General features: G+C 73.5%; 17 protein-coding genes. 6 read left to right on the top strand and 11 right to left on the bottom strand.

Annotated features, from left to right (window positions below):
• Window positions 1-60: 60 nt before the first annotated feature.
• The 4 genes from pflA to Cph01nite_RS14140 all read right to left on the bottom strand — a co-directional run bounded on the left by pflA (window position 61) and on the right by Cph01nite_RS14140 (window position 5971).
• Window positions 61-948: a pyruvate formate-lyase-activating protein gene (pflA, locus tag Cph01nite_RS14155; protein ID WP_203675261.1), complete on the bottom strand. Its 888-nt coding sequence runs from the start codon at window positions 946-948 to the stop codon at window positions 61-63.
• 76 nt (window positions 949-1024) lie between these two features.
• Entirely contained in the window at window positions 1025-3295 is a 2271-nt protein-coding gene (gene pflB, locus Cph01nite_RS14150; protein WP_203675259.1) for a formate C-acetyltransferase, read from the bottom strand.
• Between the two features lie 126 nt (window positions 3296-3421).
• A complete protein-coding gene (dxs, locus tag Cph01nite_RS14145) occupies window positions 3422-5299 on the bottom strand; it encodes a 1-deoxy-D-xylulose-5-phosphate synthase (protein ID WP_203675257.1) in 1878 nt (625 codons plus the stop codon).
• Between the two features lie 63 nt (window positions 5300-5362).
• Window positions 5363-5971: a DUF4126 domain-containing protein gene (locus tag Cph01nite_RS14140; RefSeq protein ID WP_203675255.1), complete on the bottom strand. Its 609-nt coding sequence runs from the start codon at window positions 5969-5971 to the stop codon at window positions 5363-5365.
• A gap of 91 nt (window positions 5972-6062) precedes the next feature.
• Here Cph01nite_RS14140 and Cph01nite_RS14135 point away from each other — a divergent pair, with 91 nt between their 5' ends.
• The 3 genes from Cph01nite_RS14135 to Cph01nite_RS14125 are packed head-to-tail and all read left to right on the top strand — an operon-like array spanning window position 6063 to window position 8904.
• Complete coding sequence (locus Cph01nite_RS14135; protein WP_203675253.1) at window positions 6063-7517, top strand: GuaB1 family IMP dehydrogenase-related protein; 1455 nt, start codon at window positions 6063-6065, stop codon at window positions 7515-7517.
• Complete coding sequence (locus Cph01nite_RS14130) at window positions 7514-8227, top strand: type 1 glutamine amidotransferase (RefSeq protein WP_203675251.1); 714 nt, start codon at window positions 7514-7516, stop codon at window positions 8225-8227. Before Cph01nite_RS14135 ends, Cph01nite_RS14130 begins: the two co-directional genes overlap by 4 nt.
• Complete coding sequence (locus Cph01nite_RS14125; protein WP_203675249.1) at window positions 8224-8904, top strand: NUDIX hydrolase; 681 nt, start codon at window positions 8224-8226, stop codon at window positions 8902-8904. The genes Cph01nite_RS14130 and Cph01nite_RS14125 overlap by 4 nt, the downstream gene beginning before the upstream one ends.
• 85 nt (window positions 8905-8989) lie before the next feature.
• On the opposite strand, the gene Cph01nite_RS14120 is transcribed toward Cph01nite_RS14125, so the two are convergent.
• Both Cph01nite_RS14120 and Cph01nite_RS14115 read right to left on the bottom strand, forming a co-directional pair.
• Window positions 8990-10072: a Gfo/Idh/MocA family protein gene (locus tag Cph01nite_RS14120; RefSeq protein WP_203675247.1), complete on the bottom strand. Its 1083-nt coding sequence runs from the start codon at window positions 10070-10072 to the stop codon at window positions 8990-8992.
• Window positions 10069-11277, bottom strand: a complete 1209-nt coding sequence (locus Cph01nite_RS14115; RefSeq protein ID WP_203675245.1) for a Gfo/Idh/MocA family protein — start codon at window positions 11275-11277, stop codon at window positions 10069-10071. Before Cph01nite_RS14115 ends, Cph01nite_RS14120 begins: the two co-directional genes overlap by 4 nt.
• Window positions 11278-11485: 208 nt before the next feature.
• Between Cph01nite_RS14115 and Cph01nite_RS14110 the strand changes: the two genes are divergently transcribed.
• Both Cph01nite_RS14110 and Cph01nite_RS14105 read left to right on the top strand, forming a co-directional pair.
• Window positions 11486-12496 (top strand): LacI family DNA-binding transcriptional regulator, encoded by a 1011-nt coding sequence (locus Cph01nite_RS14110; protein ID WP_203675243.1) that lies wholly within the window; start codon window positions 11486-11488, stop codon window positions 12494-12496.
• 14 nt (window positions 12497-12510) lie between these two features.
• Window positions 12511-13407 (top strand): phosphotransferase, encoded by an 897-nt coding sequence (locus Cph01nite_RS14105; RefSeq protein WP_203675241.1) that lies wholly within the window; start codon window positions 12511-12513, stop codon window positions 13405-13407.
• 21 nt (window positions 13408-13428) lie between these two features.
• On the opposite strand, the gene Cph01nite_RS14100 is transcribed toward Cph01nite_RS14105, so the two are convergent.
• The 3 genes from Cph01nite_RS14100 to Cph01nite_RS14090 all read right to left on the bottom strand — a co-directional run bounded on the left by Cph01nite_RS14100 (window position 13429) and on the right by Cph01nite_RS14090 (window position 17263).
• A complete protein-coding gene (locus tag Cph01nite_RS14100; RefSeq protein ID WP_203675239.1) occupies window positions 13429-13854 on the bottom strand; it encodes a DUF1801 domain-containing protein in 426 nt (141 codons plus the stop codon).
• Between the two features lie 106 nt (window positions 13855-13960).
• Entirely contained in the window at window positions 13961-16780 is a 2820-nt protein-coding gene (locus tag Cph01nite_RS14095) for an aconitate hydratase (RefSeq protein WP_203675237.1), read from the bottom strand.
• Window positions 16781-17086: 306 nt separating this feature from the next.
• The gene (locus tag Cph01nite_RS14090) at window positions 17087-17263 is read right to left on the bottom strand and encodes a translation initiation factor 2 (protein WP_203675235.1); all 177 of its coding nucleotides are present in this window, start codon (window positions 17261-17263) and stop codon (window positions 17087-17089) included.
• Window positions 17264-17603: 340 nt separating this feature from the next.
• Between Cph01nite_RS14090 and Cph01nite_RS14085 the strand changes: the two genes are divergently transcribed.
• Window positions 17604-19070: a pectate lyase family protein gene (locus tag Cph01nite_RS14085; RefSeq protein WP_203675233.1), complete on the top strand. Its 1467-nt coding sequence runs from the start codon at window positions 17604-17606 to the stop codon at window positions 19068-19070.
• 61 nt (window positions 19071-19131) lie between these two features.
• Here the strand turns inward: Cph01nite_RS14085 and Cph01nite_RS14080 are convergent, their stop codons facing one another.
• On the bottom strand, window positions 19132-20394 hold the full coding sequence (locus Cph01nite_RS14080; protein WP_203675231.1) for a class I SAM-dependent RNA methyltransferase: 1263 nt from the start codon (window positions 20392-20394) through the stop codon (window positions 19132-19134).
• On the bottom strand, window positions 20384-22387 hold the full coding sequence (locus Cph01nite_RS14075) for an APC family permease (RefSeq protein WP_203675229.1): 2004 nt from the start codon (window positions 22385-22387) through the stop codon (window positions 20384-20386). Before Cph01nite_RS14075 ends, Cph01nite_RS14080 begins: the two co-directional genes overlap by 11 nt.
• Between the last annotated feature and the right edge of the window lie 8 nt (window positions 22388-22395).

Here is a 22395-nt window from a genome sequence, read left to right as displayed (position 1 = left end):
GGGGGCTGGATCGCACTCTCGCGCCCGGGAGGGGGCTGGATCGCACTCTCGCGCCCGGGGTCAGAAGGTGGTCAGGCCCCGCGCGCGGAAGACGTCGCGGACGGCCTCGGTGGCCTCGTGCGTCGGCGGCTCGGTGTCCTCGAGCTCGTACCTCAGGCCGAGGTCGGCCCACTTGTCGCGCCCCATCTGGTGGAACGGCAGCACCTCGACGCGCTCGACGGCCTCACCGAGGGAGGCGACGTACTCGGCGACGGCCGCCACGTTGTCGGGGTCGTCGGTCAGCCCTGGGACCAGCACGAACCGGATCCACATGCGGTTGCCGCGCGCGGCCAGCCGGCGACCGAAGTCGAGCGTGGGGCCCAGCTCCCGGCCGGTGACACGCTTGTACGTCTCCGGGATCCCGGACTTGACGTCGAGCAGCACGAGCGCGACGTCGTCGAGCATCTCGTCGGTCGCCTGCGCGCCCAGGAACCCCGTCGTGTCCAGCGCGACAGGGACGTCCATCGCCGCGGCGCCCCGGACGAGCCGCCGCACGAACGCGGGCTGCATCAGCGGCTCGCCACCCGAGATCGTGACGCCGCCACCCGTGGCCGTGAAGACCCCCCGGTAGCGGGCGATGCGCGTGAGCAGCTCGTCGGCGGCCACGTCGGTGCCGCGGCGCATCTCCATGGTGTCGGGGTTGTGGCAGTAGAGGCACCGCAGCGGGCACCCCGACAGGAAGATCGTCAGACGGGTGCCGGGTCCGTCGACCGCCGTCACGAGCTCCCAGGAGTGCACGGAACCCAGCCGGCCCTCACGGACCGCCGCGAGGCGCTCGCCCCGCTCGGCCTCGGTGGCCTCCAGACCCGCGGTGCCGTGCCCCTGCGTCCGGGTGTGCGACCCGCCGACCAGCGGCAGGCCGAGCGGCACGACCGGCGCACCGGTCTGCTCGGCACTGGTGGTGCTCATCGTCGCCTCGCCGGGGTCGGTGGTGCAGGGGGTGGGGCCCCGGCCCGGCGGTGGGACCGCCGGGCCGGGGTCACGGTCAGACCGCGCCGTGGAAGGTGCGGGACAGCACGTCGAGCTGCTGCTCGCGCGTGAGCCGCACGAAGTTCACGGCGTAGCCGGACACGCGGATCGTCAGCTGCGGGTACTTCTCCGGGTTCTCCATGGCGTCCACGAGCGTCTCGCGGTTCAGCACGTTGACGTTCATGTGGTAGCCCGCCGACAGCACGTACGCGTCCAGCAGACCGACCAGGTTGGTCACCTGCTCGTCCTTCGTCCGGCCCAGCCCGGCGGGGACGATCGACGAGGTCAGCGAGATGCCGTCCTGCGACTCGGAGTAGGGCAGCTTCGCCACGGACAGCGCCGAGGCGAGCATGCCGTGCGTGTCGCGGCCGTTCATCGGGTTGGCACCCGGCGCGAACGGCTCGCCGAGCTTGCGCCCGTCGGGGGTGGAGCCGGTGTTCTTGCCGTACACCACGTTCGACGTGATCGTCAGCACCGACTGCGTGTGCAGGGCGTTGCGGTACGTCGGCACCGCACGGATCTTCTCCATGAAGCGCCGCACGAGCCACACCGCGATGTCGTCGGCGCGGTCGTCGTCGTTGCCGTACGTCGGGTAGTCGCCCTCGATCGCGTACTCCGTGATGAGGCCGTCGGCCGTCCGCAGGGGGGTCACCTTGGCGTACTTGATGGCCGACAACGAGTCCGCGACGACGGACAGGCCGGCGATGCCGCAGGCGAGCGTCCGCAGGACGGTGCGGTCGTGCAGCGCCATCTCGATGCGCTCGTACGCGTACTTGTCGTGCATGTAGTGCACGCAGTTCAGCGCGTCGACGTAGGTCTCGGCGAGCCAGTCGAGCGTCTTGTCGAACTTGGCGAGCACGTCGTCGTAGTCCAGGACGTCGCCGTCGACGGGGGCGCTGACCGGGGCGATCTGCTTGCCCGTGATCTCGTCGCGGCCGCCGTTGATCGAGTAGAGCAGCGCCTTGGCGACGTTGACGCGCGCACCGAAGAACTGCATCTGCTTGCCGACCCGCATCGGGGACACGCAGCACGCGATGGCGGCGTCGTCCCCCCACGAGGCGCGGATCAGCTCGTCCGACTCGTACTGCACGGCCGACGTGTCGATCGACACCTGGGCGCAGTAGCGCTTGAACCCCTCGGGCAGCCGCTCGCTCCAGAAGACCGTCATGTTCGGCTCCGGCGCCGGGCCCAGGTTGTAGAGGGTCTGCAGGAACCGGAACGACGTGCGGGTGACGAGCGGGCGCCCGTCCTCACCGATGCCGCCGATGGACTCCGTGACCCACGTCGGGTCGCCCGAGAACAGCTGGTCGTACTCCGGCGTGCGCAGGAACCGCACGATGCGCAGCTTGATGACGAAGTCGTCGATGATCTCCTGCGCCTGCTCCTCGGTCAGGACACCGGCGTCGATGTCCCGCTGCAGGAAGACGTCGAGGAACGTCGAGGTACGGCCCAGCGACATCGCGGCGCCGTTCTGCTCCTTCACCGCGGCCAGGTACGCGAAGTACAGCCACTGCACGGCCTCGCGGGCGTTGGTCGCGGGCTGCGAGATGTCGTAGCCGTAGGAGGCGGCCATCGTCTTGAGCTCACCCAGCGCGCGGATCTGCTCGGACAGCTCCTCGCGGTCGCGGATGACGTCCTCGACCGAGCGCTCCATGTCGAGCGACGCCTTCTCGCGCTTCTTCGCGGCGATGAGCTCGTCGACGCCGTAGAGCGCGACCCGGCGGTAGTCGCCGATGATCCGACCGCGGCCGTAGGCGTCGGGCAGGCCGGTGATGATGTGCGACGAGCGCGCGGCGCGGACGTTCGGCGGGTACACGTCGAAGACCCCGTCGTTGTGGGTCTTGCGGTACTTGGTGTAGATGTCGATGATCTCCTGCGGCGCGGCGTACCCGTAGGTCTCGAGCGACGTCTGCACCATGCGCCAGCCACCGTTGGGCATGATCGCGCGCTTGAGCGGAGCGTCGGTCTGCAGGCCGACGATGACCTCGTTGGTCTCGTCGATGTAGCCCGGCGCGTGCGACGTGATCGTCGACGGCGTGGTCGGGTCGACGTCGTACACGCCCTTCTCGCGCTCGGCCGGGAACATCTCCGAGAGCTTGCCCCAGATGCCCGAGGTGCGAGCCGTGGGGCCGGCGAGGAAGTCGGCGTCGCCCTCGTAGGGCGTGTAGTTGCGCTGGATGAAGTCGCGGACGTCGACGTGGTCGGTCCACGGTCCGGTGACGAAACCCTCCCAGGCCGCGGGAACTACGGTGTCGCTACGGTCGCTGGGTACGGCGGTGATGGACATCTGGGTCTCCCTGGGGTCCGGGTCGATGTCTCCGACGCTACGGACCAAGTGATGGGATGTCTTGGGACCTCCGTCCCCCGTGCACCCACCCCGGGTGACGCCCGCCTCACGCTCCGCGCGCGGGCGTCACCCGCGCGCGTGCAGCGCCGTCAGGACGTCGGCGGCAACGTCGTGCGGCCCGAGCCGCAGCTCGTCGACCAGCTCGTCGCGCGACGCGTGCTGCAGGAACGCCGCCGGGACGCCGAACGACTGCACCGGGGCGGTCACGTTCGCCTCCCGGGCGCGCTGCCCGAGCAGCGCCCCGACGCCGCCGTCGACCAGCCCGTCCTCGAGGGTGACGACGTGGTCGTGCTCCCCCGCGAGCTTGACGAGCGACGCCGGCACCGGCAGGGCCCAGCGCGGGTCCACGACCGTCACCGTCGCACCGTGCGCGGCGAGCAGCTCGCCCACCGCCAGCGCCGTGCCGACCATGGAGCCGATGCCCACCACCAGCACGCGGGTCGGGTCACCCGCGTGCCGGGCGAGGACGTCGACGCCGTCCACGTCCTCCAGCGCCGGCACCGGGTCGCCCATCGAGCCCTTGGGGTACCGGACGACCGTCGGCGCGTCGTCCACGTCGACCGCCTGGCGCAGCGCGGCGCGCAGCGTCGGCTCGTCGCGCGGCGCGGCCAGACGCAGGCCGGGCACGATCGAGAGCATCGCGAGGTCCCACATGCCGTTGTGGCTCGCCCCGTCGTCCCCGGTGATCCCGGCGCGGTCGAGGACGAACGTGACGCCGGCGCGGTGCAGCGCCACGTCCATGAGGACCTGGTCGAACGCCCGGTTGAGGAACGTCGCGTAGACGGCGACGACCGGGTGCAGGCCGGCGAACGCCATGCCCGCGGCCGACGTCGCCGCGTGCTGCTCGGCGATCCCGACGTCGAAGACGCGCTCGGGGAACTCCGCGGCGAACGGCGCCAGGCCCACCGGCTGCAGCATGGCCGCGGTGATCGCCACGACGTCGGGACGCCGACGCCCCACGCGCACGATCTCGTCGGCGAAGACGCTGGTCCAGCCGAACCGCGACGGGGCGAGCGGCAGCCCGGTCTCGGGGTGGATCTTGCCGACGGCGTGGAACCGGTCGGCGACGTCCTCCTCGGCCGGGGTGTACCCGCGGCCCTTCTCGGTGATGACGTGCACGATCACCGGTCCGCCGAAGGCCCGCGCACGCCGCAGCGCGTGCTCCACGGCCTGCTCGTCGTGACCGTCGACGGGTCCCACGTACTTCAGGCCCAGGTCCTCGAACATGCCCTGCGGCGCGACGACGTCCTTGATGCCCTTCTTCAGCCCGTGCAGCGCCTCGTAGGCCAGCCGCCCGGGCGGGCCCGACCGGCGCAGGGTCGACTTGCCCCACGACAGCACCGACTCGTACCCCTGCGTGGTGCGCAGCGCGTCGAGGTGCTGCGCGAGGCCGCCGATCGTCGGGGCGTAGGACCGGCCGTTGTCGTTGACCACGACGACGAGGCGGCGGTCGACCCCGGCGGCGATGTTGTTCAGCGCCTCCCAGGCCATGCCTCCGGTGAGCGCACCGTCCCCGATGACGGCGACCGTGTGCCGGTCCGTCTCGCCCCGCAGCTGGCGCGCCTTGGCGATGCCGTCGGCCCACGAGAGGGCGGTCGACGCGTGGGAGTTCTCGACCACGTCGTGCTCGGACTCCGAGCGGCTCGGGTACCCCGACATCCCGCCGCGCCGGCGCAGCGCCGAGAAGTCCTGCCGCCCGGTGAGGAGCTTGTGCACGTAGGCCTGGTGCCCGGTGTCGAACACGATCGTGTCGCGGGGCGAGTCGAAGACGCGGTGCAGCGCGATCGACAGCTCGACGACGCCGAGGTTCGGGCCGAGGTGACCCCCGGTGCGGGAGACCTGGTCCACGAGGAACGCGCGGATCTCGTCGGCGAGCGCGCCGACCTGGTGCGTCGTCAGCCGTCGCACGTCCTGCGGCGACGCGATGCGGTCGAGCAGCCCCACGTGGGCCTCCCTGTCGTGCCGGGTCCGTCCGGCGGTGTCCCGGCGGTTTCCGGACGTCCCACTCTAGGTGCCGCGCGCGGCTGCGTCCCCCTGCGCCGGTGGGGGACGTCGCGCGCGCCACCGCCGTCTCGCCACGACGAGCGCCCAGACGGCCAGCGCGAGGGCCACCAGCACCAGCACGGGCAGGAAGACCGCGACGAGGCTCAGCCCGATCGACGCACCGTCCTCGAGGGTCGACACCACCGGCGCCGCGAGCCCTCCCGTGCCGGCGTTGACGACCGGACGGGCGGCCGCCTTGCCGGCGTGCACCAGCCCGGCGACCACGACGCCGGCGGCGACGGGCAGCCACGGGTTGTCCTGGACCCACGAGGACGCCTCGAGCTCCTCGGCCGCCGACGTCGCGGCGAACACCAGGCCACCGGTCGCCGGCCGGATGAAGGTCTGCACGGCGTCGTTGACGGTGTCGACCGCGGGGACCTTGTCGAGCACGACGTCGGCCAGGAGCAGCAGGCCACCGATCCCGATGGCCCACCAGCTCTCGACCCAGGCCAGGCCGGAGGGCAGCACGACGACGTCCGTGAACCGCGCGAGCAGCGCGACCAGCAGGAACGGGATGTACGCGTTGAGGCCCGCCGCGGCCGACAGGCCGATCCCCGTGAGCGCGACCAGCATGCGCGCGACACTACCGGCGGCGGCGTGGCGACGGACCGCCGACCGGCCGGTCGCGACCCGATCGTTAGGATGACGCGGAAAGGGGACACCCATGCGCTTCCTCACCGGCCACGCGGCCACCTCCGACCTCACCTACGGCGACGTCTTCCTCGTCCCGTCACGCTCCGAGGTCGTCTCACGCTTCGACGTCGACCTCGCGACGAGCGACGGCACGGGCACGACCATCCCCGTGGTCGTCGCCAACATGACGGCCGTCGCCGGCCGCCGCATGGCCGAGACCGTGGCGCGCCGCGGCGGGCTGGCGGTCCTGCCGCAGGACACCCCGGAATCCGTGGTGCGCAAGGTCGTCTCGACGGTCAAGCAGCGGCACCCGGTCGTCGAGACGGCGACCGTGGTGGCCCGGGACGACACGGTCCACACGGCGCTGTCGCTCATCGCCAAGCGTGCGCACGGTGCGGCGGTCGTCGTCGACGACGGGCGACCCGTCGGCGTCGTCGCGGAGGCGGACTGCCAGGGCGTGGACCTGTTCACGCAGGTCGACCAGGTGATGACGCCCGACCCGACGACCGTGGACCTCGCGGTCATCGAGCAGGGCGGCACGCACGGCCTGGAGGACGCGTTCGAGCAGCTGCACCGCTCGCGCCGCCGGTTCTCCCCCGTCGTGTCGGACGGCCGGCTCGTGGGGGTGCTGACGCGCGTCGGCGCGCTGCGCTCGTCGATCTACACGCCGGCGCTCGACGCGCAGGGCCGGCTGCGCATCGCGGCGGCCGTCGGGATCAACGGCGACGTGCGGGCCAAGGCGGCCCACCTGCTGGACTCCGGGGTGGACGTCCTCGTCGTCGACACCGCGCACGGCCACCAGCGCAAGATGCTGGACGCGCTGGCGGCCGTCCGCTCGCTGGACCCGCAGGTGCCGGTGGTCGCGGGCAACGTCGTCACGGCCGAGGGCGTGCGCGACCTCGTCGAGGCCGGCGCGGACATCGTCAAGGTCGGCGTCGGCCCGGGCGCCATGTGCACGACCCGCATGATGACCGCCGTGGGACGCCCGCAGTTCTCCGCGGTGCTGGAGTGCGCCGCCGAGGCGCGTCGGCTCGGCCGGCACGTGTGGGCCGACGGCGGCGTCCGGCACCCGCGCGACGTGGCGCTCGCCCTGGCCGCCGGGGCGTCGCAGGTCATGGTCGGCTCGTGGTTCGCCGGGACGCACGAGTCGCCGGGCGACATGCGGACGGACTCCCAGGGGCGGCTCTACAAGGAGAGCTTCGGCATGGCGTCCGCGCGCGCCGTCGCAGCCCGCACGCAGGGCGGCTCCGCGTTCGAGCGCGCCCGCAAGGGGCTGTACGAGGAGGGCATCTCGCACTCGCGGATGTACCTCGACCCGCGGCGCCCGGGAGTCGAGGACCTGCTCGACCAGATCACGTCGGGCGTGCGCTCGGCGGCGACCTACGTCGGCGCGACGACCCTCGAGGAGCTGCACGAGCGGGCCGTCGTGGGCATCCAGTCCGCCGCCGGCTACGACGAGGGCCGTCCGCTCCCCGACGGCTGGTGAGCCCCGTGCGCCCGGTCCTGGTGCTCACGCACGCCCCGCACGAGGGGCCGGGCGCCATCGCACGCGCCCTGGCGGGCGTGCCCTACGGCGTGCGCACCGTGCTCGACGTCGCCGAGCCCCGCCTGCCGGCCCTGGCCGACGTGTCCGGAGTGGTCGTCATGGGCGGGCCGATGGACGCCGACGACGTCGCCGGGCACCCCGGCCTCGCCGCGGAGCGCGGCCTGCTCGCCGCCGCGGTCGACGCGGGCGTCCCGGTGCTGGGCGTGTGCCTGGGCCACCAGCTCCTGGCGCTCGCGCTCGGGGCGCGGCTGCACCGGCGCACGGCCCGGGAGGTCGGGTTCGCGCCCGTGCGCCTCGTGGCGGACGACCCGGTGCTCGGCGGCCTGGGCGCCGTGGGGGACGCGCCGTCCGTCCTGCACTGGCACAGCGACGAGGTCGACCTGCCCGAGGGGGCGACGCTGCTCGCCTCGAGCGACGTGACGACGGTCCAGGCGTTCCGCGCCGGGAGCGCCCTGGGGGTGCAGTTCCACCCCGAGCTCGACACCGCGATGCTCGACCTGTGGCTGGCGACGCCGGCGATGGCCGCCGACCTGGACGACGACGAGGTCACGGCGGTCCGCGCCGACGGCGCGCGTCACCTGCCGGGCCTGCTACCCGCCGCCGCGCGGGCGTTCGGTGCCTTCGCCGAGCAGGTCCGGGCACGCGGATGACGTCCCGCGAGGTGGCCGGCGCGCGCGCCGACCTGACCCGGGTCGCACGCGACGGCGTCGTGTGGCCCGGCGTGCCGGCCCGTCTGCCGGTGACCGGCGCCCCGGCGCGGCGGTCGGCGGTCCTCGTCCTGTTCGGGGTGCTCGACGCCGTGCCCGCCCACGAGGGCGCGCGGCACGTCCCGGCGGAGCTCGACGTGCTCCTGCAGCGGCGCTCCGCGACGCTCGCGCACCACCCCGGCCAGGTCGCGTTCCCCGGTGGCGGCATCGACCCCGGCGACGACGGCCCGGTCGGCGCGGCGCTGCGGGAGGCCGTCGAGGAGACCGGGCTCGACCCGTCGGGCGTCGACGTGCTCGGGACGCTCGCGGACGTGCCGCTGCCGGTGAGCGACAACCTGGTGACGCCGGTGCTGGCCTGGTGGGCGGTGCCCTCGCGCGTCGCCGCAGTGGACCACCGGGAGGCGGTCGACGTGTTCCGGGCACCCGTCGCCGACCTCGTGGACCCCGCCCGGCGCGGCGTCGTGGTGCACCGTGCCGGCGCCGGGCGCGCACGGACGCCCGCGTTCGAGCTGGACGACGGCGTCGTCGTGTGGGGCTTCACGGCGCTCGTGCTGGCCGGCGTCCTCGACGCCGCGGGCTGGGCCGTGCCCTGGGACGCGTCCCGTCTCATCGTCCCGTGACCGCTCCGCTCGCCGTCGAGGTGTCCGCGCCGGCGAGCGAGACCGACGGCGCCCGCACTCGGCACGCCGCCACCCGCGCCGGTCCTCAGACGCGCCCGGTCAGGTCGACGGCCTGGAGCTGCGCCCGCACCGACAGCTCAGCCGCCAGGAACGCGTGCTCCTGCGTCATGGCCGTCTCGGTGCGCTCCAGGCAGTCCAGGACGAGCTCGCCGAAGTACGGGTAGCCCACCGTCCCCGCGACGTGGAACGCGGTCTCCTCCTGGCCGTTCGCGAGGTAGAGGTGGCCGCCGGTGGACCCGGGCTCGCCAAGCTGCAGGTACTTGCGCTGCTCGATGAACCCCTCGGTGCCGAGGATGATCGTGCGGCCGTCGCCCCACCCCTGCAGGCCGTCCGGGGTGAACCAGTCGCACCGGAAGTAGCCGGTCGCACCGTTGTCCATCACCAGCATGGCGTCGCCGAAGTCGTCGAGCTCCGGGTGCTCCGGGTGGTGGTAGTTCGCGATCTGCGACCGGACGACCTCGCCGCCCGACGCACCGGTGTAGTGCAGGACCTGCTCGACCTGGTGCGAGCCGATGTCGCACAGGATGCCGCCGTAGCGCTCCTTCTCGAAGAACCAGTCGGGGCGTCCCGTGCCGAGCCGGTGCGGTCCCGTGCCGATGACCTGCAGGACGCGCCCGATCGCCCCCTGGGTGATGAGCTGAGAGGCGAACACGGCCGTCTCCACGTGCAGCCGCTCGGAGTAGTAGACGGCGTACTTGCGTCCCGTCCGGGCGACCGCGTCCTTCGCGGCGGCGAGCTGCTCGAGCGTCGTCAGCGGCGCCTTGTCGGTGAAGTAGTCCTTGCCCGCCTCCATGACGCGGATGCCGAGGGCGCAGCGCTCGGAGGTGACGGCGGCGCCGGCGACGAGGTGCACGGCGGGGTCGTCGAGCACCTCGGCCTCGCTGCGGGCGATCCGCACGCCGGGGTGACGGGCGGCGAAGTCCTCGCACCTGCGCGGGTCCGGGTCGTACACCCAGGAGAGCTCGGCGCCCGCACCCACCAGGCCGGCGACCTGGCCGTGGATGTGCCCGTGGTCCAGGCCGATCGCGGCGATGGTGAACTCACCGGGTCCCACGACCGGCGCGGGGACGGGGTCGGGGGCGTAGGTCGAGCCGTCGGTCCTGCTCATCGGGTGCGCTCCTGCGTCGTCGTCGGGGCTGTCGGGGCGGGCGGGCCGACCGGTCCGGGCGAGCCCCCGAGGGAGATCACGCCCTCCTGCGACGCCACCGCGCGGGTCTTCTCGTGGTACCTCGGCGCCCGCGCCAGCAGCGCCTCGCCGGTGTACCAGGGCGATGCCGGGTCGAGCGGCAGGTCCACGGGCCTGCGCTCGATCGCGGCCTGGTAGACGGCGGTGACCACCTCGACCGTGCGGCGCCCGTCCTCACCGGTGATCGCCGGCGCACGTCCCTGGACGAGCGCGGCGAGCAGGTCACCGATCTGGCCGGCGTGGCCCTCGTGGGCGAGAGGAGCGCGGTCGGCGGCGAGCTGCTCGATGCTGGCCACCAGCCCGGCGTCGCCGCCGCGTGCCGGGAACCCGTTGGGCTGCGCGGCCTCCGCCCGCACGGACCACGGCTGGGCGACGGCGGCGTCACGGCCCTGGACCGCGAAGGCCTGCTCCTCGCCGTGGTGCACGACGGAGGCCGTCAGGGTGGCGATCGTCCGCTCCCACTCGAGCAGCGCGACGGAGAGGTCCTCGACCTCGGAGTTGTCGTGCCAGGCGTTGGTCATCACCGCCGTCACGCGCTCGGGGGCGCCGAGCATCCACAGCAGGAGGTCGACGTGGTGGATCGCGTGGTTGAGCGTGGGACCGCCGCCCTCGGAGCGCCAGGTGCCCCGCCAGTCCAGGTCGTAGTACGGCGTGCCGCGCCACCACGCCGAGTCGACGCGGACGTGCGCCACCGGTCCCAGCAGCCCCGAGTCGATGGTCTCCTTGACGACCGCGAGGTCGTCGCGGAACCGGTTCTGCGCGACCACCCCGAGCTGCTTCCCGGCCTCGTGCGCGGCCGCGAGCATGGCGTCGCAGTCGGCGACCGACGGCGCCATCGGCTTCTCGACGAGGACGTTCTTGCCGGAGCGCAGCAGGTCGACCGTGAGGTGCCGGTGGGTCGACGGTGGTGTGCAGACGCTCACCAGGTCGACGTCCTGCCGCGCCAGGAGCTCCTCCCACCCGACGACGTCGGCACCGTCGAGGCCGTGGGCGCTCCGCGTGTCGTGGGCCCGCGACGCCACGGCGTCGTGCAGCGCGACGACGCGGCACTGCTGCGGGAACGCCGCGTACCCCGCGAGGTGCGCCGACGCGATGCCGCCGGTCCCGACGACGCCGATGGTGAGCATGGTCCGCGCTCCTGGTGCCGGTGGCCGTGCGGCGACGCGCACGAGGACACGTGGCGCTCCGACCCGGCAGGACGGAGGACGTGATACGTATCGGTACTGATACGTATCACGGTAGGATGCGGGTCCCGGGCACGTTCGTCAACCGTGACGGCACGCCCGCCCGGGGTCGTCCGGGGCACCCCGGGGACCGCACCGGCGGAGGACCCACATGCCCGCACCGCGCGCCACCAGCCGCGACGTCGCCCGACTGGCCGGCGTCGCCCAGTCGACCGTCTCCTACGTGCTCGCCGGCAAGGGGTCCATCTCCCCCGCGACCCGCGAGCGCGTCCTCCAGGCCGCGGCGGAGCTGCAGTACCGCCCCAACCTCGCCGCCCGCGCGATGCGTACGCGCCGCACCGGTCGCGTCGCCGCCGTCATGGGCCTGCCCGCCTACGACCCCGCCGCCATGCTCGCCGGCGCCTCGGCCGTGGCGCAGGAGTCCGGCTACGCCATGGACGTGCTGCACGTCGACGGCAGCATCGAGACCCGCAGCGAGCGCGTCCTCGAGCTGGCGAGCTCCGGCCAGCTCGAGGGCGTCCTGTCGTTCGTCCCGCTCCTGCCGGACGTCCACGCCCAGGCGCCCGACGACGTCCCGGTCATCGTGTCGGAGACGTTCGACGACGACATGCACGCCGCCGGGGACCTGGTCGACGCGTCACCGGTCGCGGAGCTCGTCGAGCACCTCGCCGCGCTCGGCCACACGCGCTTCCTGCACGTCGCGGGTCCACCCCGGTACGCCTCCGCCGTCGCCCGCCGCGACGCCTACCTGGCGACCGTCGCCCGGCTCGGGCTGACGTCGCTCGGCGTGGTCGACGGTGACTGGTCCGGGCGGTCGGGCCTCGAGGCGATGCGGTCACTGCCGGACGACGCACCACCCCTGGCCGTCGTCGCGTGCAACGACCTCGTCGCGGTGGGCGTCATGCGGGGCGCCGCGGACCGCGGGTGGGCCGTCCCCGGCGACGTCAGCGTCACCGGGTGGGACGACATCGCCGTGAGCCCCTACCTGACGCCCTCGCTGACGACCGTCGACACCGACCGCACCGAGGCCGGCCGGCGCGCGATGCACCAGCTCGTCGCCGCCCTGGGCCAGGAGCCCGCGCCCCACGGCCTGCCGTCGCTGACCACCGTCGTCTGGCGGGAGTCGACCGCGCCACCCTCGCCACGCACCGCGCGGCCGTGACGTACGGTCACCGCGTGACGACGTCGCCGCTCCCCCGCCACCCGAAGATCGAGGTCGACGTCCCGGCCGACCTCGCCCGGGCGCTGCTCGCCGACCAGCACCCCGACCTCGCGGACCTGCCGCTGCACGGCCGCACGTTCGGCTGGGACAACCTCACGTGGCGCCTCGGTGAGGACCTCGCCCTGCGGTTCCCCGTCCGGGAGCTGTCCTCGACGCTGCTCGACCGCGAGCAGCACTGGCTGCCGGTGCTGGCCCCGCGCCTGCCCGTCCCCGTGCCGGTGCCCGTGCGCCGCGGCCGCCCCGCGCTCGGCTACCCGTGGACGTGGAGCGTCGTCCCGTGGGTGCCCGGCGAGCAGGCCGCCGCCACGCCGGTGCCGTCGCGCACCGCGTGGGCGGCCGGGCTGGCGACCGCGCTGGCGGCCCTGCACGTGCCGGCACCACCCGACGCGCCCGTCAACCCGTACCGCGGTGTCCCGCTGGCCGAGCGGTACGACGTCATCGCGGCCCGCCTGACCCCCGACGTGCCGCACGCTGCCGCGCTGCGCGCGGCCCTCGAGGCCGGCCGGGCGGCGACGCCCTGGGACGGCCCCGCGGTGTGGGTGCACGGCGACCCGCACCCGGGCAACCTCGTGAGCCGCGACGGGCACCTGGCCGGCCTGCTCGACTTCGGTGACCTGTGCGCGGGCGACCCCGCGAGCGACCTCGCGACCGCCTGGATGACGTTCGACGCGGCGGGACGCGACGTCTTCGTCGCACGCACCCAGGAAGTGCACGCCTGGGACGACGCCACGTGGACCCGGGCACGGGCGTGGGCCGCGTCGTACGTGCCCGTGCTGCTCGCGCACCCGGACGAGTACCCGGTGCTGGCCGCGGTCGGGCGGCACGCCGCCGCTCAGGTCGCGGACGGCTGACGCGGGCGTCGGGGGTGCCCGTCACTCCCAGACGTGGGCGACCACGCGGTCGTACGACCGCCGGACCATGTCCTCGAGCACGTCGGTGTCGATCGCGTCGAGCCGCTTGACGTACAGGCACGACGCGCTCGTGGTGTGCGGGCCGAGCCGTGCGCGCGGCGCCTCGAGCCCTTCGAACCCGAGGGGGAAGTACAGGGTCAGCGCGGCCTTGCGCGGGGAGAAGCCGGCCGCGGCCGCGTCGCCCTGGCGGCCCGTCGCGTACCGGTAGTGGTACCGCCCGAACCCGACGACACCGCCGCCCCACATCCGCGCGTCCTGCCCCGTCGCCCGCGCGAAGAGCGTGACGAGCCGGTGCGCCTCGTCACGCCGTCGCTCGTGGGTGACGGCGGCGAGGAACGCGCCGACGTCGACGCCGCCCTCACCCTGCTCGTGCACGGTGCCCGCCATCCGCCGAGTCTGGCACGGGCCACCGACAGCCGGTGCACCCCACCCGGCCGGCAGCACGCGAGCCCGGCCCCGCGGACGGGACCGGGCTCGACGTGGGCAGCGGGCGTCAGGCGACGCCGGCGACCTGCCGCAGCACGTACTGGAGGATGCCGCCGTTGCGGTAGTAGTCCGCCTCGCCCGGGGTGTCGATGCGCAGGACGGCGTCGAACGTCACCTGCGTGCCGTCGGCCCTGGTCGCCGTGACCGCCAGCGTGCGCGGCGTCGTGCCCTCGTTGAGCGCGGTGACGCCCGCGATGTCGAACGTCTCGGAGCCGTCCAGGCCGAGCGAGTCGGCCGTCTCGCCCTCGGGGAACTGCAGCGGCAGCACGCCCATCCCGATGAGGTTGGAGCGGTGGATCCGCTCGAACGACTCGGTGATGACCGCACGGACGCCCAGCAGCCGTGTGCCCTTGGCGGCCCAGTCGCGCGACGAGCCGGAGCCGTACTCCTTGCCGCCGAGGATGACGAGCGGCACACCGGCGGCCTGGTAGGCCTGCGACGCGTCGTAGATGGTGGTTTGCTCGGTGCCGCCGTCGAGCCAGTTGACGGTGAAGCCACCCTCGACGCCGGGCACCAGCTGGTTGCGCAGCCGGATGTTCGCGAACGTGCCGCGGATCATGACCTCGTGGTTGCCGCGGCGCGAGCCGTAGGAGTTGAAGTCACGCCGCTCGACGCCGTGCTCGGCCAGGTACGCGCCGGCCGGGCTGTCGGCCTTGATCGAGCCCGCGGGGCTGATGTGGTCGGTCGTCACCGAGTCGCCCAGCTTGGCCAGCACCCGGGCGCCGCTGATGTCCGTGACCGGCTCCGGGGTGGCGCCCATGCCCTCGAAGTACGGGGGCTTGCGCACGTAGGTGGACTCGGGGTCCCAGTCGAAGACGTTGCCCTCGGGCGTCGGCAGCGCGCGCCACCGCTCGTCCCCGGCGAAGACGTCCGCGTAGTCGTCGGTGAACATCTGCCGGTCGATCGAGGAGTCGATCGTCGCCTGCACCTGCTCGGGGGTGGGCCAGATGTCCCGGAGGAAGACCTGCTCGCCGGCCTCGGTGGTGCCCAGGGGCTCGTTCTCGAAGTCGAAGTCCATCGTGCCGGCCAGCGCGTACGCGATGACCAGCGGCGGCGACGCGAGGTAGTTCATCTTCACGTCCGGGTTGATCCGGCCCTCGAAGTTGCGGTTGCCCGACAGCACCGAGACGACCGACAGGTCGTGCTCGTTGACGCTCGCGGAGATCTCGTCGGCCAGCGGGCCGGAGTTGCCGATGCACGTCGCGCAGCCGTACCCGACGAGGTGGAAGCCGAGCTTCTCGAGCGCGGGCCACAGGCCGGCCTTCTCGTAGTAGTTCGTGACGACCTGCGACCCGGGGGCCATCGACGTCTTGACCCACGGCTTGGCGTTCAGCCCCTTCTCGACCGCGTTCTGCGCGAGCAGGGCGGCGGCCAGCATGACCGACGGGTTCGACGTGTTGGTGCAGCTCGTGATGGACGCGATGACGACGTGCCCGTGGTCGAGCTCCGTCGTCGTGCCGTCCGCCAGCGTCACGGGCACGCGCCTGTGCGGTCGGCGCACCGAGTCACCGCCGTCGACGTGCGAGGGCTTGTCGGAGTCGTCGGCGTGCTCGCCCGCGGCGATCGGGTCGGAGGCCGGGAACGTCTCGGCGACGGACTCGTCGAGTCCCGTGATCGGGGCGGCGGCGTGCGCGTCGACGTAGTCGAGGATCGTCGTGGCGAAGGACTCCTTGGCCGCCGACAGCTCGATCCGGTCCTGCGGTCGCTTGGGCCCCGCGATCGACGGGACGACGCTCGACAGGTCGAGCTCGAGATACTCCGAGAAGACGGGCTCGACGTACCCGGGGGCGTCCGGGTCGTGCCACAGGCCCTGCTCCTTGGCGTACGCCTCGACGAGCGCGAGCTGCTCCTCCGAGCGCCCCGTCAGGCGCAGGTAGTCCATCGTCACGCCATCGATCGGGAAGATCGCGGCCGTGGAGCCGAACTCCGGGCTCATGTTGCCGATCGTCGCGCGGTTCGCCAGCGGGACCGAGGCGACCCCGTCGCCGTAGAACTCGACGAACTTGCCGACGACCCCGTGCTGGCGCAGCTGCTGGGTGATCGTCAGGACGACGTCGGTCGCGGTGACGCCGGACGGGATCGTGCCGGTGAGCTTGAACCCGACGACGCGCGGGATGAGCATCGACACGGGCTGGCCGAGCATGGCCGCCTCGGCCTCGATGCCGCCGACGCCCCAGCCGAGCACACCCAGGCCGTTGACCATCGTGGTGTGCGAGTCGGTCCCGACGCACGTGTCGGGGTAGGCCTTGCCGTCGCGGACCATGACCACGCGCGCGAGGTACTCGATGTTGACCTGGTGCACGATCCCGGTCCCCGGCGGCACGACCTTGAAGTCGTCGAACGCCGTCTGCCCCCACCGCAGGAACTGGTAGCGCTCGAAGTTGCGCTCGTACTCGAGCGCGACGTTGCGCTCGAAGGCGTCGCGACGTCCGGCGACGTCGATCTGGACCGAGTGGTCGATGACGAGCTCGGCGGGCGCCAGCGGGTTGATGCGGGAGGGGTCGCCGCCGAGGTCGGCGACGGCCTCACGCATGGTCGCGAGGTCGACGACGCACGGCACGCCGGTGAAGTCCTGCATGATGACGCGCGCAGGCGTGAACTGGATCTCGGTGTCGGGCTGCGCCCGGGGGTCCCACGCGGCGAGCGCGCGCACGTGGTCCGCCGTGATGTTGGCGCCGTCCTCGGTCCGCAGCAGGTTCTCGGCGAGGATCTTCAGGCTGTAGGGCAGGCGCTCCACGCCGGCGACGGCGCCGAGGCGGTAGATCTCGTACGAGGCGTCACCGACCTCGAGCGTTCCCTTCGATCCGAAGCTGTCGACGCTGCTCACGGGTGCTCCTTCGCTGCGGTGTCCGGGCGTTGCGGCGCCCGGGTGTGGGGGCGGCGTGCTGCCCAGCCTAGGACCGGGACGGCACGTCCGTGCCGTGGACCTCCCGTCGGTCGCGCACGGCGGGGGCACCCCGGGGGCGCCCGCTGCGCACGGTGCGACGACGGCGACGAGGCGTCCGGACGAGCACGTGGACGGGTATCTTGACGTCGAGATACATGGTACCCCGCCACCCGGGGTGGGTGCACGCAGCAGCCCGCCGACGAGGCGCGCACCGCAGCGCGCGCCCGCCGGCGGGCGCGCGGACCGTCAGCCCGCGTCGGACTCCTGCTGCGCCCGCACCGCCGAAGCAGCCTTGCGCTCCGCCTCGACCGCGCGCTCGTGCGCGCGCGGGTCGTAGTCGGGCGTGCCCTGCTTGTGCAGCTCCTGGGTCGCGATCCGGCTGGCCTCGGCGAGCCGGGCGGCGGCGTCCTGCGACTCGGTCATGGTGCGCTCCCGTCCTCCGTCCGCGACGGGCCGCGTCGCCCGTCGAGGCCCGTCGTGCGGGCCTGCTCCTACGCTAGGCCGGGCTGCGGCCCGTCGCGCGGTGGACCTGCGGCGGCCCGCCGGGCCGCGCTCCGCCCCTGGGCACGTGCCCGGCACGCTCACGACATCGGGTGCTGAAAGGTTACGCATCGCGCTGTCCCTTCCGGCCGCCACGAGGACTCCCCTACGGTGCCAACCGCGGCGAAAGCGCTTCGACGACCGTGGGCACGCTCGTCCTCTGCGCCGCCGTGCGCCCCTCGGGGCCGCGCCCGGCTCCACCGACCAGCAGAGAGAGTCGACGATGACCATCCAGCAGCACAGGACGACGCGCAGACCGCTGCGTACCGTCGCCGCCCTCGCGGCCACCGCGACCGCGCTCGCCCTCGGTGCCGTGGGCCTCACGGCCCTGCCCGCGAGCGCCGCGAGCGTCGACACCAACGCGTGGTACGTCCTCGTGAACCGCCAGTCCGGCAAGGCCATGGACGTCCGCGACACGTCGACCGCCGACGGTGCCGTGATCCAGCAGTGGCCGCGCAACGACGGCGCCTGGCAGCAGTGGCAGTTCGTCGACTCGGGCTCGGGCTGGTACCGGGTGAAGTCCCGGCACTCCGGCAAGGTCCTCGACCTGTGGAACTGGTCGACCGCCGACCGCGGGGAGTTCCGCCAGTACCAGGACCTCAACGGCGCGAACCAGCAGTTCCGGCTCGCCGACTCCGAGGGCGGCCGGATCCGGCTCCTCAACCGCCACTCCGGCAAGGCCGTCACGGTCACCGACCGCTCGACCGCCGACGGCGCGACCGTCACGCAGCTCACGGACAACAACCAGTACAACCAGCAGTGGGAGCTGGTACCCGTCGGCTCCGGCGGCTCCCCCACCACCCCGCCGCCCACGAGCAACCCCACCACCCCGCCGCCCGGCAACGGCGGCAGCACGAGCGTCCAGGGCTGGGCGACGCAGGGTGGCGGCACGACCGGTGGCGGCTCGTCCGCCGTGACCACCGTGACGACCGCGTCGGCACTGACGTCGGCGATCTCCGGGAGCAACCGGGTCGTGCGCGTCCAGGGCACCATCTCGTGCTCCGGCATGCTGCGGGTCGGCTCGAACATCACGATCGAGGGCGCCTCCGGCTCCCGGATCCAGGGCTGCGGGCTGAACATCCGCCAGTCCACCAACGTCATCGTCCGCAACCTGTCGTTCGACGGCTGGGGGGACGACGCGATCAACATCGAGGAGTCGACGCGCGTGGTCATCGACCACAACACCTTCTACAAGGGGTACGACGGCGCGGTCGACACCAAGCGGGCGTCGGACTACGTGACGATCTCCTGGAACCGGTTCCGTGGGCACGACAAGAACTCCCTCGTCGGCCACTCGGACGACAACGGCGCCCAGGACCGCGGCAAGCTGCGGGTCACCTACCACCACAACTGGTTCGACGGCACCAACCAGCGCAACCCGCGCCTGCGGTTCGGCAACCCGGTCCACGTCTTCAACAACCTCTACACGAGCGTCGGCTCGTACGGCGTCGCCTCGACCATGGAGGCCGGCGTGCTCGTCGAGGGCAACTACTTCGAGAACACCCGGGACCCCTTCCACCTGGGTGAGGGCTCGTCGCCCGCGGGCACGCTGGTGGCGCGCAACAACCACTTCGTCAACTCCGGCACGGGTCAGCAGGGTGGCTCCGTCCGGGCGATCCCGTACACCTACCGGATGGACCCCGCGTCCCAGGTCAAGTCGATCGTGCAGGCCGGCGCCGGGCAGCGCTGACACGCACGGCACCGCTCGCGCCGACGGCCGCGCCCCGCTCCGGGGGCGCGGCCGTCGGGCGTCAGCGGTCGAGCACCGCGACGGCCTCGAGGTGGTGGGTCATGGGGAACAGGTCGTGACCGGTGACGGTCACGTCCGACCAGCCGCGCTCCCCCAGCAGCGCGACGTCACGCGCCAGGGCGGCCGGGTCGCACGCGACGTACACGATGCGGCGCGGGCGCAGCGCGGCGACGGCGTCGACGACCCGGCGCCCGGCGCCCGTCCGGGGCGGGTCCAGCACGACGACGTCCGCCTCGGCCACGGGCGCCACCGCACCGCGCCGGCCCGTGAGCACGTCGACCACGTCGCCCGCGTGCAGCTCGACCTGCGGGCGGTCGTGCGCGTTGCGGCGGGCGTCCCGGACCGCTCGCTCGTCGCCCTCGACGGCGACGACGCGCCCGTCCGGTCCGACGGCGTCGGCCAGCGGGGAGGTGAACAGTCCGGCACCGGCGTACAGGTCGAGCACGGTCGCCCCGGTGACGTCGCCGACGGCCTCCAGGACGCGCGACGCGAGCAGCGCGGGCGCCTCGCGGTGCACCTGCCAGAACCCGGCGGCCGCCACGCGGTAGACGTAGTCGGTCCCCCCGAGGCGGACGTGCTCGCGCACGGCCGCGCGGGCGTTCGGCCGGGGGTCGCGGCGGTTGCTGTGCAGGTCGAACGGTGCGCCGTCGAGCAGGACGAGGGACGCGGAGCCGTCCGCGGGCGCGACGGCCTCGATCCGCGACCCGGCGGGCCAGCGCCGGTCGAAGAGCCCCAGGGCCGCGACGTCCTCGGTCGCGAGCGGCATGTCCGTCAGCGGTACGACGTCGTGCGAGCGGTGCCCGCGCATCCCGGCCCGGCCCTCGGCGTCGACGTGCAGGTCGATGCGGGTCCGCCACGCCAGACCGCCGCGCTGGTCGTCGCCCGGTGCCGCGGCGACGGTCGGCGTCAGGTCGAGCCGGGCGAGGCGGTGCAGCTGCTCGGCGAGCACCGCCTCCTTCCACGCCCGCTGGGCGGGCAGCGCGACGTGCGCGAGCTCTCCCCCGCCCGCTCCGCCGGGGCCGGCCGCGGGCCACGCCGACGGCACGCGGTCGTCCGACGCGTCGACGACCTCGACCGCGTCGGCGCGCCAGAACTTCGCCTCCGGTCCCGCCTCGGTCAGGCGCGCACGCACCCGCTCGCCCGGCAGTGTGTGCCGGACGAAGACCACGCGGCCCTCGTAGCGGGCGACGCAGTGCCCGCCGTGGGCGACCGGACCGATCTCCAGGTCGACGGTCGTGCCGGTCCGCAGGGTGTCAGTAGCCACGCGGAACGGTACCCCGGACGGAGTCCTCGAGCCCTGTCTGCCCTGCCGTGGAGGCCAGCTGCCACGGCACCGAGGCCACCACCACGCCCGGCGTGAACAGCAGCCGGCTCTTGAGCCGCAGCGCACTCTGGTTGTGCAGCAGATGCTCCCACCAGTGGCCCACGACGTACTCGGGGATGTAGACGACCACCAGGTCGCGCGGGCTCTCGCGCCGGATCGAGCGGACGTACGTCAGGACGGGGCGCGTGATCTCCCGGAACGGGGAGTCCAGCACCTTCAGGGGCACCGGCAGGTCCGCGGCCTCCCACTGGGCGCGCAGCGCCGCCACCTCGTCCGTGTCGACGCCGACCGTCACGGCCTCGAGCACGTTGGGTCGTGACGCGCGGGCGTACGCGAGCGCGCGCATCGTCGGGCGGTGCAGGTGCGACACGAGGACCACCGCGTGCACCCGGCTCGGCAGGGCCCGGGCCGCGAGCGCGTCCTCACCGAGCGCGAGCTCGGCGCGCACGCGCATGTAGTGGCGGTGCACGGCCTGCATGGCGCCGAACACCGCCGCCATGGCCAGCAGCGCCAGCCACGCGCCGTGCGTGAACTTGGTGACGAGCACGATGACCAGGACCGTGCCGGTCATGCCCAGGCCGATCGAGTTGATCACGCGGGAGCGGCGCATGCGGCTCCGGGCGCGCGGGTCGGGCTCGGTGCGCAGCCCCCGCGTCCAGTGCCGCACCATCCCGAGCTGCGACAACGTGAAAGAGACGAAGACCCCCACGATGTAGAGCTGGATCAGACGCGTGACCTGGGCGTCGAAGACCCAGATCAGGGCGACCGCCGCCGCCGCCAGCGTGATGATCCCGTTGGAGAACGCCAGCCGGTCTCCGCGGGTGTGCAGCTGCCGGGGCAGGTACCCGTCGCGCGCGAGGATCGAGCCGAGCACCGGGAACCCGTTGAACGCGGTGTTGGCCGCGAGGACCAGGATGACGCCCGTCACCACCGACACCGCGATGAACAGCACGTCGACGCCGGAGAACACCGAGGCCGCCAGCTGGCTGATGACGGGGTGCTGCTCGTAGTCCTCGCCCACCGGGACGCCGTCGCGCAGGAGCTGCGTGGACGGGTCGTGCGCGAACTTCACCCCCGTGGCCTGCGCCAGCAGCAGGATCGACATGATCATCGAGATCGAGATCCCGCCCAGCAGCGCCAGGGTCGTCGCGGCGTTGCGCGACTTCGGCTTGCGGAACGCCGGGACGCCGTTGCTGATGGCCTCGACCCCGGTCAGGGCGGCGCAGCCGGAGGCGAAGGCGCGCAGCACGAGGAAGCCGCCGGCCAGCCCCATGAGGCCCTGGTCGAAGCCCGCGTCGGCGGCGACGTCGAGCGCCGCGCTCTCGGCGGGCGGCAGGCTGCCCGTGAAGTAGCGCACGGCACCGACCACCGCGAGCGAGCCCATGGCGCCCATGAACAGGTACACGGGGATCGCGAACGCGCTGCCGGACTCCTTGACCCCGCGCAAGTTCGCGATCGCCAGGCCCACGACCAGCGCGATCGCGAAGGCCGTCTCGTGGCCCCGCAGTGCCGGTACCGCCGTCGCCGCGTACTGCGCGCCCGCCGAGATCGACACCGCGACGGTCAGCGTGTAGTCGACCAGCAGGGCGCTGGCGACGGTCACCCCCGCCTTCGGGCCCAGGTTGACCGAGGCGACCTCGTAGTCGCCCCCGCCCGACGGGTACGCGTGGACGTTCTGCCGGTAGGACGCGACGACGGTCAGGAGCACCACCGCCACCGCGAGGCCGACCCACGGCGAGATGGTCAGGGCCGTCAGGCCGGCGAGCGAGAGCGTCAGCAGGATCTCGTCCGGGGCGTACGCCACCGACGACAGTGCGTCGGAGGCGAACACGGGCAGGGCGACGCGCTTGGGGAGCAGGGTGTGGCCGAGCCGGTCGCTGCGGACCGGCCGGCCGAGCACGAGCCGCTTGGCGGCGTCTGCGAGGTCCGACACGATCAGCG

It is taken from the genome of Cellulomonas phragmiteti (genome assembly GCF_016862775.1).
GTDB lineage: Bacteria > Actinomycetota > Actinomycetes > Actinomycetales > Cellulomonadaceae > Cellulomonas > Cellulomonas phragmiteti.
This window is presented reverse-complemented; position numbering and strand designations above follow the sequence as displayed.

Excerpts from the sequence above, each read along its gene's own strand:
- Cph01nite_RS14110 (WP_203675243.1), top strand. The coding sequence starts at position 11,486 with ATGCCCGCACCGCGCGCCACCAGCCGCGACGTCGCCCGACTGGCCGGC.
- Cph01nite_RS14115 (WP_203675245.1), bottom strand. The coding sequence starts at position 11,277 with ATGCTCACCATCGGCGTCGTCGGGACCGGCGGCATCGCGTCGGCGCAC.
- Cph01nite_RS14125 (WP_203675249.1), top strand. The coding sequence starts at position 8,224 with ATGACGTCCCGCGAGGTGGCCGGCGCGCGCGCCGACCTGACCCGGGTC.
- Cph01nite_RS14120 (WP_203675247.1), bottom strand. The coding sequence starts at position 10,072 with ATGAGCAGGACCGACGGCTCGACCTACGCCCCCGACCCCGTCCCCGCG.
- Cph01nite_RS14140 (WP_203675255.1), bottom strand. The coding sequence starts at position 5,971 with ATGCTGGTCGCGCTCACGGGGATCGGCCTGTCGGCCGCGGCGGGCCTC.
- Cph01nite_RS14085 (WP_203675233.1), top strand. The coding sequence starts at position 17,604 with ATGACCATCCAGCAGCACAGGACGACGCGCAGACCGCTGCGTACCGTC.
- Cph01nite_RS14090 (WP_203675235.1), bottom strand. The coding sequence starts at position 17,263 with ATGACCGAGTCGCAGGACGCCGCCGCCCGGCTCGCCGAGGCCAGCCGG.
- Cph01nite_RS14135 (WP_203675253.1), top strand. The coding sequence starts at position 6,063 with ATGCGCTTCCTCACCGGCCACGCGGCCACCTCCGACCTCACCTACGGC.
- pflA (WP_203675261.1), bottom strand. The coding sequence starts at position 948 with ATGAGCACCACCAGTGCCGAGCAGACCGGTGCGCCGGTCGTGCCGCTC.
- pflB (WP_203675259.1), bottom strand. The coding sequence starts at position 3,295 with ATGTCCATCACCGCCGTACCCAGCGACCGTAGCGACACCGTAGTTCCC.
- Cph01nite_RS14100 (WP_203675239.1), bottom strand. The coding sequence starts at position 13,854 with ATGGCGGGCACCGTGCACGAGCAGGGTGAGGGCGGCGTCGACGTCGGC.